The sequence below is a fragment of the Streptomyces sp. AHA2 genome (genome assembly GCF_036857595.1).
GTDB lineage: Bacteria > Actinomycetota > Actinomycetes > Streptomycetales > Streptomycetaceae > Streptomyces.
In genome coordinates this window covers 127681-140511 of record NZ_JAUQWJ010000017.1, presented here as the reverse complement: position 1 = coordinate 140511, position 12831 = coordinate 127681, and the positions used below count along the sequence as shown (strand labels likewise).

Below are 12831 nucleotides of genomic sequence, written 5' to 3'. Positions count from 1 at the left end.
CCAGCGTCGCCACGAGTGCGGGACCGTGGGACTCCCCCGCGGTCAGCCAGCGCAACCTGCTCAACGGTGCTCCTCAGCGGGACCGGTACGCGTGCAGGGTGACGTGCTCGGGTTCTCCGGGCCGGGCGGGGGCTGACCTGGTGGCCCGCTCGGTGACGGCCTCACTCGCGTGCAGACCGGTGAGGCAGCGCTGGGCCAGCTTCTGGTACTGGGCCGTGCCGTTGCCCTTCCAGGTGACCTCGTCGGCGGTGAGCTCGCGCACGACCTTGGCCGGGCTGCCCGCCACCAGGTGCCGTTCCGGCACGTGGAAGCGGGACTTGACGAAGCTGCCGGCGCCCACGAACGCCTGCGTGCCCACCACGACACCGTCCATCAGTACCGACTTCATCCCGACGAGGCTGTCCCGGCCCACCCGGCAGCCGTGCAGCACACTGCCGTGCCCGACGTGGCCGTCCTCCTCGACGATCGTGTCGGCGCCCGGGAAGCAGTGCAGGACGCAACCGTCCTGGACGTTGGAGCCGGTCCGCAGTTCGATGTGCCCGAAGTCGCCCCGCAGGCTCGCGAGGGGGCCGACATAGCACCCTGGACCGATGTCGACCGAGCCGATCAGTACGGCGTCGGGGTGCACGAATGCCGTGGGGTGCACGACGGGAACGTTTCCTTCGAAGGAGTAGATCCTTGCCATGGTGTTTCTCACCGTTCGTCGATGGTCGTCGCGGTGGGGACCCGGCCGGTGTGCGGACCGGCGGTTCACGCCCGTGCCGGGGCCGAACGCAGGGAGCCGAGGGTGTCGTGCCCGTGGATCCAGGCGAGGTCGTCGGGCAGGGTGGCCAGCCTGATGTTGCGGGCGTCGGCCTCCGGCCCGTCGGGGAGCTGGAAGCAGCCGGCGTTCTTGCGGGAGCCCGTCTGGAGCAGCCGGGTGCGCGGTCGGCGCAGGCGCTCGTAGGCGCGCAGGGCCGGGGGCACACCTGCGGTGTCCGTGCGTGCCAGGAGGTGGGCGAGGACCACCGCGTCCTCCAGCGCCTGGTTGGCTCCTTGTCCGTGGTGAGGCAGCATCGCGTGCGCGGCGTCGCCCAGCAGCGTCACCCGGCCGGCGCTCCAGGTGCGCTGCGGCTCACGGTCGTACAGCGCCCAGCGGCCCGGGCGTTCGCAGGCACCGAGGACCTCGCTGACGAACGGGTGCCAGCCCTCGAAGGCGGACAGCAGCTCGGCCGCGTCGCCCTCCGTGGACCACGACTCGACGGTCCAGCCGTGATCGGGCACCACCGCCAGGAAGTTCAGCGCGCTGCCGTCGGCCACCGGGTAGGCGATGAAGTGGCGGCCCGGCCCGAGCCACAACCACAGGACGGGTTCGGCGAGTTCGGGCAGGTGCCGAAGCCGGTCCATCGGCACGAGGGCACGGTATCCGCTGGTGCCGGAGAACACGGCCTCGTCGGGGCCGAAGAGGCTGTGCCGCACGGCGGAGTGGATGCCGTCCGCTCCGACGACCGCGTCGGCTTCCACCTCGCTGCCGTCCTCGAAGCGGATCACGGCCGCGTCGGCCGTCGTCTCCACCTGGGTGCAGCGCGCGCCGAGCCGCACGTGCCGCGGGCCCAGTTCGGTGAGCAGGGCCTGCTGGAGGGCCGCGCGTTCCACGGTCCAGAAGGGGGCGCCGAAGCGTTCCTCGTACATGCCGGTCAGGCGGTGCGACACCATGGACCGGCCGGTCCGCCAGTGCCGGAAGTCGGCACGCACCGGCTGGGTGGCCGAGGCGGCCAGCCGTTGGGAGACGCCCAGTTCCCTGAGGGCCCGGTGTCCGTTCGCGCCGATCGCGATGCCCGCTCCCTGGTGGGCCAGTGTCCGCGCCTGCTCGTGGACGACCGCCTCGACGCCCTGCCGACGCAGTCCGAGGGCGAGGGCCAGACCGCCGATGCCACCGCCCACCACGGCCACGTACGGGTGTTTCCCCGACATGGGTCTTCCTCTCCTTCTCCTTGTCCGCCACCGCCGGACGGTGGCGGGTGCTCACGGCGCGGGTGCGACCTCGGTGAAGGTGCCGCGGTGGAAGACCAGCGGCTGGTGGTCCCGGTCGACGGCGCCCAGGACCTGTCCGACGACGAGGACGTGGTCGCCGAGTGTCTGGGTCAGGTGCAGGGCGCATTCGAGCGTTCCGGGGCCGTCCGGCAGGATGAGGCAACCGGTGTGCGGGCCGACGGCCCAGTCCGCGGCCTGCTCGACCGGGGGGCGCTGGGCCGCCGGCGTGGTGAGGACGTCGACCAGAGGGCGCGCCCGGCTGCCGAGGAACGACACGGCCCACTGGCCGGACGTGCGCACCCGCCGCAGGAAGGTGGAGTCGTCGCGCAGGTACATCGACACGAGCGGCGGGTCGAGGGAGACCGAGGTGAACGAGTTCACGGCGATGGCGTCGTGGCGCAGCCCTGATCGGGTCGCGAAACGGGTCGACACCGCGCACACGCCGGTCACGAACTGCCCGAGGACGCGCCGCAGATGGGCCTGGTCCGGCAGGACGGCGACCGCGGGCGGGGCGGCGGGACCGCCCCGAGCGGGGGTGCCGCTGCTCACTGCGCGGCCTCGACGGGAGCGGTCGTCCCGGTGCCCGGTGCGCCTGCGCCGATGACGGTGGTGTCCTTGGGGTTGATCAGGTCCGGGACCTTCCAGCCGTTCTCGTCGTACTCGGACAGGCACTGGTCGACCAGCAGCTTGTAGTCGTCGAACTTCCCTGAAGCCTGCTGCGCGTGGAGCGCCTCGAAGCGGATCTGCTCGTGGTTGCCCGCGTAGTTCATCTCGTACAGCTCCCAGCGCGCCCCGAACTCGGTGCCGACCGCGTCCCACGCCAGCTTCATCAGCTTCACCCGGTCGATCGCCTCCACGCCCAGGCCGCGGACGTACTTGTCGAGGTACGGGCGGGCCTCGGGGTCGGACCAGTCGAGGGCGTGGGAGTTGTTGTAGATCAGTGCGCTGCCGAGGTCGCGCAGGAAGATCTCGCGTACCTTGGGGAAGATCGACGAGGACAGGACGCGGAAGGCCAGTGCCGTCTCCCCGTTGGGGGTGACGGTGCCGTCGGGCCACTTGGTGGGGTTCTCGGCCATGGAGTCGACCAGGGCCCAGAACATGTTGCGGTAGGCCAGGACTTCTCCGAGCCGGCTCTGCACGCCGCGGAACTCCGACGTGCCCGTGGTCTCGAGGCACTTGGCGAGCAGCCCGGTCAGGAAGTCCATCTTGACCGCGAAGCGCACGCAGGCGTGGAACATGGCCCGGTAGAAGAAGCCGGACCCGTAGAAGAAGTTGTTGGCCTTGTCGACGTCGTAGCAGAAGACGTTCTCCCAGGGGATCAGCACCTGGTCGAAGACGAGGATTCCGTCGTTCTCGTCCAGGCGGCTGCTGAGGGGCTGGTCGAAGGGGCTGCTGACGGTGGCCGAGGCGAATTCGTACGACGGGCGGGAGATGATTCTCAGGCCGGGGCTGTTGGTCGGCACGATGAAGTACGCGGAGAACTCCTTGGCGCCCTTCGGTATGACCCCGTAGCTGCCGATGAAGATGTGCTGGGTGAGCGCCGCCCCGGTGCCGACGACCTTGGCTCCGGAGACCACGAGGCCGGCGTCGGTCTCCCGCTCCACCGTCAGCATCACGTCCTTGAGCTCGGTCAGCCCCCGGTTGCGGTCGATCGGCGGGTTGACGATGCCGTGGCCGATGAACAGCACGTTCTCCTGTGCGGTGCGGTACCACGCGGACGCGTTGTCCTCGAACGGCGCGTAGTGCTCCTTGTTGGAGCCCAGGGTGGACAGGAAAGCGGCCTTGAAGTCGGGGGTGCGACCCAGCCAGCCGTACGTCATGCGCGCCCACTCCTCCATGGCCCGGGCGGAGGCGCGCAGGTCGCCTGGGGTGTACGGGGCCTTGAAGTAGGGGTGGGTGAATCCGCCGTTACCGGTGTCGGTGGGGACCACCAGCCTGCTGTTGCGCTCGGGGTCGTGCAACGCGTCGAAGAGCCGGGCCACCATCCGGGAGTTGTTGCGGAAGGCCGCGTGAGTCGTGACGTCCTGCACCTTCTCGCCGTAGATCCTCACTTCCCGGCCGTCTCTGAGGCTCTCGAGGTACTCGTCCCCGGTCTGCGGACGGGACGCGGACCCGGACGGGCTGACGGTGCTGGTCATGCGGAATCACCTTTCGGGCGGGCGGCGTGGAGGGGTGTGCGGCGGACCGTGCCGGCCGTCACGTGCCGACGACCGGTTGCGCCTGCCGAAATGCTCCAGGAGTGCGCCCGGCCCCGACAGTCGGCCGCTGGGTCTAGTACCCGGGTAGTAGATCCGTCCTTCTAGCCACAACGACCCACTGCCGACGCCCGGTCGGCGCGTGTCAGGCTGCGCCCACCACACCCCCCTGCCCTCCCCTCGGAACAGAAGGCGTTGAGGTTGAGCGTGGAATACCTGGAAACGGACCAGAAGCCGGTCTCCGGACCCTCCGTCGAAGCGTGGCGGGCGCTGCCTGCCGCGCAACAGCCCCACTGGCCCGATCCCCCGGCGCTGCGGGCCGCTCTGTCGTCCCTGTCCGCCGCTCCGCCGCTGGTGTTCGGCAGGGAGTGCGACACCCTGCTCGACCGTCTCGGCGAAGTGGCCCTCGGCCGGGCGTTCCTGCTCCAGGGCGGCGACTGCGCGGAGACCTTGGACTCCGTCAGCGCGGAGTCGGTCCGCAACAAGCTGGAGGTCCTCCTCCAGATGGCCGCCGTGTTGACGTACGCGGCCGGCGTTCCGGTGGTCAAGGTGGGCCGCATCGCCGGTCAGTACGCCAAGCCCCGTTCCCGGCCCACCGAGACCCGCGACGGCGTGACCCTGCCCTCGTACCGGGGCGACGCCGTCAACGGGCTGGAGTTCACCGTCGAGGCCCGCACCCCCGACCCGGCCCGGCTCGGACGCGTGTACCACGCGTCCGCCGCGACGCTCAACCTGCTGCGCGCGTTCACCGCCGGCGGGCACGCGGACCTGCACCGGGTGCACGAGTGGAACCGCGACTTCGTGGCGCTGTCCGCCGCGGGACGCCGCTACGAGCGGCTGGCGGCCGAGATCGACGCGGCGCTCGCGTTCATCCGGGCCTGCGGCATGAGCACTTCCACCCTGCGCACCACCGAGGTGTTCGCCAGTCACGAGGCACTGCTGCTCGACTACGAGTCCGCCCTGGCACGCACGGACCCCGACACGGGACGGCGCTACGCCCTCTCCGGGCATCTGCTCTGGATCGGCGAGCGGACCCGCCAACTCGACGGCGCGCACGTGGCGTTCGCCGCGGGCGTCAGCAATCCACTCGGCGTCAAGCTGGGTCCCGACGCCGCCGTGGACGACGTCCTGTCCTTGGTGGACCGGCTCGATCCGCAGCGCACGCCGGGCCGGCTGACGTTCATCGCGCGGATGGGGCGGGGCCTGGTGCGTGACCGGCTGCCCGCCCTGGTGGAGGCCGTGCGCGCCGAGGGCGCCCGTGTGGTGTGGGTCTGCGATCCCATGCACGGCAACACGTTCACCGCGCCGAGCGGGCACAAGAGCCGGCGCTTCGAGGACGTCCTCGACGAGATCACGGGCTTCTTCGAGGTGCACCGGACGCTGGGCACGCATCCCGGCGGGGTGCACGTGGAGCTCACCGGCGAGGACGTCACGGAGTGCGTGGGCGGGAGCAACGCGGTCCTGTCCGACGACCTGCACCTGCGGTACGAGAGCGCGTGCGACCCCCGGCTGAACCGCGGCCAGTCGATGGACCTGGCCTTCCGGGTCGCCGAGTGGTTCAGCGCCGAGAAGCGCCGCCTCGGCCCGCCCCGCCCGGAGCCCGCCCCGGTCCGTTCGGCCGGGGCACGGACGGACGCGGCTCTTACGGCGTCCCTCCGCTGAGCGCCTTGCCCGATCCCGCGTGGTTCCCCGCCATCACCCAGACTCCCGGACGAAGGACCTCAACCGTGCGGCACTTCGAACACTTTCGCGTCGGCAGCACCTACGAGCTGGGGACCACCCGGCTCACCAGCGAGGACATCATCGGCTACGCCCGGACGTGGGACCCGATGCCCTTCCACGTGGATCCCGAAGCGGCGGCCCGCTCCTCCTTCGGCGGCCTGGTGGCCAGCGGCTGGCACACCGGCGCCGTGGTCATGGGCCAGTTCGTCCGTTCCCTGCTGGCCGACTCCGCCTGCCAGGGCTCCTACGGGATGGACGAGGTCCGCTTCCTGCGGCCGGTGCGCCCGGATGACGAACTGCACGGACGGGCCGTCGTGGAGGAGGCCGCACCGCATCCGCGGCGCCCGGAGACGGGCACGGTGCATTTCGTCGTCGAGGCGGACAACCAGCGGGGTGAGGCCGTGTACCGGATGCGTACGCGCCTTCTGTTCGGTCGCACGCGGAGCAGCGGCACTGCGCACGAGGAAGCGGACGCGCACCGCTGAGTACGCCCGACGGCCACCGACTCCCGTTTCCCTCCGGATTTCCCCCGGTCCGGAGGGAAACGGGTCGCCGTGCCGAGCACCGGACGCCCCCCCTTTGACTACACGCACCGTTGCGTCTAGTCTGCAGGGCATGCCACCCCGAGGCGACACCGACCACCTCGTCGCGGGGTCATCGGCACCGCGTGCGGCCGGGCGCCACACGTACGACAACCGCCGCCGCGGCTCGTCGAGCGCCCGGCCGCTGACCGTCCTCGGCCTGCCGGCAGCGTTTCCGGCAGGCAACCCCCGTCAGCTGAAGGGCTGTTCCGCATGTTCCGCACCCGCCGCGCCCGTTACACCGCCACGGTGGAGGCGGTTTCCCTGATCGCCCCGCGCATGGCCCGCATCACGCTGTCGGGGCCCGGGATGGCCGCCTTCCACTGCGACCAGCCGACGCAGTGGGTGAAGCTGTTCGTGACCGACCCCCTGGACGGACGGTCGGTGGGGCGTGCCTACACCGTGCGGCACCACTCCCCCAGCGAACCGCGGATCGACGTCGACGTGGTCCTGCACGGCAACGGCCCGGCCGCACGATGGGCCGAAGCCGCCCGGCCGGGCCAGGAGGTCTCCTTCGGCGGGCCGAAGGGGTCCTTCCGTCCCGTCCCCGACACCGGCTACTACCTCCTGGCAGGCGACGAGAGCGCTCAGCCCGCCATCCTCACCATCGTCGAGAGCCTGCCGTCCGGCCTGCGGGGAGCGGTCTACCTGGAAGTGGAGGGGCCCGAGGACGAGGTCGAGGTGGACCGCGCGGCCGGTCTGGACGTCGTATGGGTGCACCGGGGCGCCGGCCGTCCCAAGGGCGAGGCGCTGCGCGACGCCGTCCTCAAGGCAAGCGTCCCGGCCACGGGCGTCGCCGCGTGGGCGGCCGGCGAGTCCGGCGCCATCCGAGCCATCCGCCGCCACTTCACCGAGGCCCTCGGCCTGGACCGCGACCGCGCTTACGCGAAGGGCTACTGGAAGCGGGACGAGGCCGACCACCGCGACCCACTGGCCTCGGACTGAACGCTGTGGACGGCCGGCCTCCGGGGACGTTCCACAGGAACGACCACGCGCGTCGCGAGCGCTGCGCGTGCAAGCCGGTGGCGAGCCCTCTCAGGCCGGCCTGGTTCGACGGCGAGCGCTCCGGCCCTTCGGCCCGGGCGTGATCGCAACCCTCGGGTCAACGTCCCCAGCGCAGCAGCATCGTCCCCAGCGTCATCCCCCCGCCGAAACCGGCCAGCAGCACCAACTGGTCTGCTTCCAGCGGTCCGTGGCCCGCCCTCTCGTCCGCGCGGGCCGCGTGATCCAAGGCGAGCGGGATGGAAGCCGCACCGGTGTTGCCGTGCCGGTCCACCGGCAGATGCACGCGCGCCGCGGTGAGCCCCAGCAGATCGGTCACCGACCGCAGCATCTCCCCGTTGGCCTGGTGCGGCACGAAGTGGTCGACCTCGCCGGGCCGGACCGAGAACCGCTCCAGTGTCCCCGTGACCGCGGCCGGCAACTCCCGCTCGACGAACTCACGCACCGCACGGCCCTGCATCCGAAAGAAGTGCTCGCCGCGTGCCACGGATTTCTCCGTCGCCGGCTGCCTGCTCCCGCCCGCCTGCACCCCGATCAACGCGTGGAGCTGCCCGTCGGTGCGCATCGCCGTCCCGACCAGACCCCGGCCCTCGCCCACCGGCCCGATCACGACCGCACCGGCCCCGTCACCGAACAGCGGCGCCGTCCTGCGATCAGCCGGGTCGATGATCCGCGAATACACCTCCGCGCCGATCACCAACGCACAACGCCGTCGTCCACCGCTGTCATCGCCACCGCGGGACGCGGTGTTGCCTGTGCCGCTCTCACCGTTGCCGTCGCTGCTGTCGGCGGCCAGCAACCGGGCAGCGGTGTGCAGAGCGGCGACGAAGCCCGCGCACACGGCGTTGACGTCGAACGCCGCGGCCCCGAAAGCACCCAGCCTGTGCTGCACCAACGCGGCGGTCGCCGGCTGCGGATGGTCCGGCGTGGACGTCGCCACGACGATCCAGTCCAGTTCCTCGGCTCGCACCCCGGCATCGGCCAGCGCCCGGGCTCCCGCCCGGGCGGCCAGATCCGACGCCGCCTCGTGGTCGGCCGCGTAACGCCGTTCCACGATGCCGGTCTTGCGCTCGATCCATTCCGCGCTCACCCCGGCGAGCCGCCCCACCGCATCGTTGGTGACGACCCGCTCGGGCAGGTACGAGCCGGTGCCCCATACCCCGACGGTGCCCCGCCCCGGCGCATACACCGTCACGACACCACCGCCGAAGGCGCCGCACACCCCAGTTGCCGGCTCACGGTGGACAGCACTCGCTGCTGTTCCCCGACGAGGAAGAAGTGTCCGCCGGGCAGTACGTTCAGCTCGAAGGCGGACGTCGTGTGCGCCTGCCACGCGCGCACCTGGCCGGCCGTCGCCTTGGGATCACGGTCGCCGGTGAAGGCGGTGATGGGACAGGCGAGCGCCGGCCCGGGCCGGTAGCGGTAGCGGCGTACCGCACCGTAGTCGGCGCGCAGCGCGGGCAGGATCATCCGCAGCGTCTCCTGGTCCTCCAGCAGTTCCCGGCCTGTGCCGTCGAGCCGGGTTATCTCCGTCAGGACCTCCTGGTCGGTGACGGGCTGGTACTCCCCCGCGGTGTCCAGCGACGGCGCGCGGCGCCCGGAGACGAACAATCGCGACGGCCCCCGCCCGGCCGACTGCAGCCGGCGCGCCGCCTCGAAGCCGACGATCGCGCCCATGCTGTGCCCGAACAGGGCGTACGGCTTGTCCGTCCACGGCTCAAGGGCCTGCACGATCCGCTCGGCCAGGACGTCGAGATCGCCGATCGCATTCTCGCCGCGCCGGTCCTGACGTCCCGGGTACTGCACCGCCAGCACCTCGATCCGCGGGGACAGCGCACGCGCCACGGGGAAGTAGAAGCTCGCCGAACCGCCCGCGTGCGCCAGGCACACCAGCCGCACGGGCGCTCGGGGGGCGGGGAAGAAGTTCCTGAGCCACGGACTGTCACCGCGGTGTGCGGTCATGGGGTCTCCTCGCCGTCTTCCGGGCGTGCGTCACCGATGAAGGATGTGCCGCCCCCGCCCGCGTGCACCTCCCCTGACATCCCCCTGAACCACCCCCGCGGGAGCGGGCGGAAAGTCAGGGGGTGGTCCGGGGTGGTCCCGCACGACCGTGGGCCAGCACGCTGGCGGTGACGCAGCCGTTGTTCGCCGTGGCGAGAGGAATCGGAAGACACCGTGGACGAGATCATCCAAGCTGTGACCGGTGAAGCATCGCCGCACGACATCGCCGCGCTGCGCCTGCCCGAGTCCTACCGGGGCGCCGTGGTACGCCGCGAGGACACCGCCATGTTCGAGGGGCTGGCCTCCCGGGACAAGGACCCCCGCAAGTCACTGCACATCGAGCACGTGCCGGTACCCGAACCGGCCGCCGGTGAAGCACTCGTCGCGGTCATGGCCTCCTCGGTGAACTACAACACCGTCTGGTCCGCCATCTTCGAACCCGTTGCGACCTTCGGCTTCCTTCAGCGCTACGGCCGGCTGTCCGAGGACACCGCCCGGCACGACCTGCCGTACCACGTGATCGGCTCGGACCTGTCCGGCGTCGTACTGCGCACCGGCCCCGGCGTGAACCGGTGGAAGGTGGGCGACCGGGTGGTGGCCCACTGCCTGTCAGTGGAACTGGAATCGGCCGACGGCCACAACGACACGATGCTCGACCCCGAGCAGCGCATCTGGGGCTTCGAGACGAACTTCGGCGGCCTCGCCGAGATCGCCCTGGTGAAGTCCAACCAGCTGATGCCCAAGCCCGACCACCTGACCTGGGAGGAGGCCGCCGCTCCCGGCCTGGTCAACTCCACCGCCTACCGGCAGCTGGTCTCCCGCAACGGCGCCGGCATGAAGCAGGGCGACAACGTCCTGATCTGGGGCGCGAGCGGCGGACTGGGCTCCTACGCCACCCAGCTGGCCCTGGCCGGCGGCGCCAACCCGATCTGTGTCGTCTCCAGCGAGCAGAAGGCGGACATCTGCCGCTCGATGGGCGCCGAGGCGATCATCGACCGCACCGCCGAGGGCTACCGGTTCTGGAAGGACGAGAACACCCAGGACCCCAAGGAGTGGAAGCGCTTCGGCAAGCGCATCCGCGAACTCACCGGCGGCGAGGACGTCGACATCGTCTTCGAGCACCCCGGCCGCGAGACCTTCGGCGCGTCCGTCTACGTCACCCGCAAGGGCGGCACCATCACCACCTGCGCCTCGACCTCCGGCTACATCCACGAGTACGACAACCGCTACCTGTGGATGTCGCTCAAGCGCATCATCGGCTCCCACTTCGCCAACTACCGCGAGGCCTGGGAGGCCAACCGCCTCATCGCCAAGGGCAAGATCCACCCCACCCTGTCCAAGGTGTACTCCCTCGAGGACACCGGCCAGGCCGCCTACGACGTGCACCGCAACCTCCACCAGGGCAAGGTCGGCGTGCTGTGCCTCGCACCCCGAGAGGGTCTCGGCGTGAGCGATCCCGGGCTGCGAGCGCGCCACCTGACGGCCATCAACCGCTTCCGCCAGGACCAGGACCCCACCCCATGACCACACCCACACCCACCCCTGCGCCCACTTCCGCGCCCGCGCCGGTGATCGGCATCGTCGGCCTGGGCTCGATCGGTGAGGCCCTGCTGGGCGCGCTGCACACCGCCGGCCACCACGTCGTCGGCGTCGACACCGACCTCGACGTCCTCACCCGCCTGACACGGCGTCTCAAAGCGGCCGGCCCCACCGCCGTCCCCGGCCTCGAACCGGTCCTCTCCGACGACTACACCCTGCTGCGCGGAAGCGACCTGGTGGTCGAGGCCGTCCCCGAGGACTGGGACGTGAAGTGCGACGTGCTGGCCCGCATCCACGGCGTCTGCCCGCCCGGCACCCCCATGATCAGCACCACCGCCGGCCTCCCCCTGGCCCGGCTCGCCATCGCGTCGGGGCGCCCCGCCGACCTCGCCGCACTGCGCCTGTTCACCCCACCCACGGCCGGCGCCCCCGCCGAACCCGTGCACACCTCGCTGACCTCCCCCGGGGCCGCCCGCGCCGCACACCAGCTCCTGGAGGCTGCCCGGCTCACCGCGGTCCGGGTCGGCGCCCGGCCCGCCGCCGACGCCACCGCTCTCGTCCTCAACCTGCTCAACCGCGCCGCCGCGCTCTACGACACCGGATACGTCTCCCACCACGCCATCGACACCGCGATGCGCCTGGGCTGCGCCTTGCCCGCGGGTCCCCTGCAGACCCTCGACGCCATGGGCCTGGACACCGCCCACGCCTCCCTGACGGACCTGCACCGGCGCACCGGCGACCCTTCCCTCATCCCCGCACCCGTCCTCAGCCGCATGATCGACGGCGGCCACCTGGGCCGGAAAACCGGTCGCGGCTTCTACACGTACGACGACACCGCGACACCCCTGCCCGAGCACACCCCCACCCCCGACCCCGGCGCCGCCCGCGCCGTCCAGCAGGTCGGCGTCCTCGGCTCCGGCACCATGGCCCGCGGCATCGCCGAGGTCACCGCCACCGCCGGGCACCCCACCCTCCTGATCGCCCGCAGCGCCGACAAGGCCCAGGCCGCCCTGGGCGCCATCACCGACTCCCTCGTCCGCGCCGTACGCCGCGGCAGGATCACACCCGCCACCCGTGACCAGGCCCTGGCCGTCCTGCGCACCGGCACCGACGCCGCCGCGCTGTCCCACTGCGACCTGGTCATCGAAGCCGCCGCCGAAGACCCCCGCATCAAGCGAGACATCTTCACCGCACTCGGCCGGACCTGTGTCCCCGGCACGCTGCTGGCGACCACCACCTCCAGCTTGTCGGTCACCGACTGCGCCGAGGCCTCACGCCGCCCCGCCGACGTCATAGGCCTGCACTTCTTCAACCCGGCTCCCGCCATGCGGCTCGTAGAGGTCGCTCACACCGCTCACACCTCCCCCGCCGCCCTCGCGACAGCGCACGCCTTCTGCCATCGGCTCGGGAAGACACCCGTGCACTGCCCCGACCGGACCGGCTTCATCGTCAACAGCCTGCTCTTCGGCTACCTCGGCGCCGCCCTGGACCTCCTCGACCGCCCCGGCGCCGACGAGCACCTCATCGAGAACACCGACACCGCCGTCCAACAGGCGTACGGCTACCCCATGGGTCCCTTCAGCCTCCTGGACACCATCGGCCTCGACGTGAGTCTCGCCATCCAGCACCGCCTCCACGAGCACTCCCCCACCACCCACCAGCCCTCGAAGGCCCTCACCGAACTGGTCGCCGCCGGGCTGCTCGGCCGCAAGAACCGAGACGGCCTCCGCACCACCGCACACCCCACCCACTGACGGACGGTGCCCGTGCTCGTGGTG

Annotated in this window: 11 protein-coding genes; 5 read left to right on the top strand and 6 right to left on the bottom strand. The window is 71.5% G+C overall.

Features of this window, described 5'->3' with window-relative positions:
- Positions 1-73: 73 nt before the first annotated feature.
- The 4 genes from Q5694_RS27335 to Q5694_RS27320 all read right to left on the bottom strand — a co-directional run bounded on the left by Q5694_RS27335 (position 74) and on the right by Q5694_RS27320 (position 4151).
- Positions 74-646 carry an acyltransferase gene (locus Q5694_RS27335; protein ID WP_333936045.1) on the bottom strand — a complete coding sequence of 191 codons (573 nt, stop codon included), beginning with the start codon at positions 644-646 and terminating at the stop codon, positions 74-76.
- 104 nt (positions 647-750) lie between these two features.
- On the bottom strand, positions 751-1953 hold the full coding sequence (locus tag Q5694_RS27330) for an FAD-dependent monooxygenase (RefSeq protein ID WP_333936044.1): 1203 nt from the start codon (positions 1951-1953) through the stop codon (positions 751-753).
- A 51-nt stretch (positions 1954-2004) separates the two neighbouring features.
- Positions 2005-2562, bottom strand: a complete 558-nt coding sequence (locus Q5694_RS27325) for a flavin reductase family protein (RefSeq protein WP_333936043.1) — start codon at positions 2560-2562, stop codon at positions 2005-2007.
- Complete coding sequence (locus Q5694_RS27320) at positions 2559-4151, bottom strand: 4-hydroxyphenylacetate 3-hydroxylase family protein (protein WP_333936042.1); 1593 nt, start codon at positions 4149-4151, stop codon at positions 2559-2561. Before Q5694_RS27320 ends, Q5694_RS27325 begins: the two co-directional genes overlap by 4 nt.
- A gap of 258 nt (positions 4152-4409) precedes the next feature.
- Here Q5694_RS27320 and Q5694_RS27315 point away from each other — a divergent pair, with 258 nt between their 5' ends.
- From Q5694_RS27315 to Q5694_RS27305, 3 genes are all read left to right on the top strand, one after another.
- Positions 4410-5870 carry a class II 3-deoxy-7-phosphoheptulonate synthase gene (locus Q5694_RS27315; RefSeq protein ID WP_333936041.1) on the top strand — a complete coding sequence of 487 codons (1461 nt, stop codon included), beginning with the start codon at positions 4410-4412 and terminating at the stop codon, positions 5868-5870.
- 65 nt (positions 5871-5935) lie between these two features.
- Positions 5936-6415, top strand: coding sequence for a MaoC family dehydratase (locus Q5694_RS27310; protein WP_333936040.1), 480 nt, complete (start codon positions 5936-5938; stop codon positions 6413-6415).
- A gap of 309 nt (positions 6416-6724) precedes the next feature.
- Entirely contained in the window at positions 6725-7456 is a 732-nt protein-coding gene (locus Q5694_RS27305) for a siderophore-interacting protein (RefSeq protein ID WP_333936039.1), read from the top strand.
- A gap of 157 nt (positions 7457-7613) precedes the next feature.
- On the opposite strand, the gene Q5694_RS27300 is transcribed toward Q5694_RS27305, so the two are convergent.
- Both Q5694_RS27300 and Q5694_RS27295 read right to left on the bottom strand, forming a co-directional pair.
- Complete coding sequence (locus Q5694_RS27300) at positions 7614-8735, bottom strand: 3-oxoacyl-ACP synthase III family protein (protein WP_333936038.1); 1122 nt, start codon at positions 8733-8735, stop codon at positions 7614-7616.
- Entirely contained in the window at positions 8705-9475 is a 771-nt protein-coding gene (locus tag Q5694_RS27295; protein ID WP_333936037.1) for a thioesterase II family protein, read from the bottom strand. Before Q5694_RS27295 ends, Q5694_RS27300 begins: the two co-directional genes overlap by 31 nt.
- 213 nt (positions 9476-9688) lie before the next feature.
- Between Q5694_RS27295 and ccrA the strand changes: the two genes are divergently transcribed.
- Positions 9689-11038 (top strand): crotonyl-CoA carboxylase/reductase, encoded by a 1350-nt coding sequence (ccrA, locus tag Q5694_RS27290; RefSeq protein WP_333936036.1) that lies wholly within the window; start codon positions 9689-9691, stop codon positions 11036-11038.
- Positions 11035-12807 carry a 3-hydroxyacyl-CoA dehydrogenase family protein gene (locus Q5694_RS27285; protein ID WP_333936035.1) on the top strand — a complete coding sequence of 591 codons (1773 nt, stop codon included), beginning with the start codon at positions 11035-11037 and terminating at the stop codon, positions 12805-12807. Before ccrA ends, Q5694_RS27285 begins: the two co-directional genes overlap by 4 nt.
- Positions 12808-12831 lie beyond the last annotated feature (24 nt).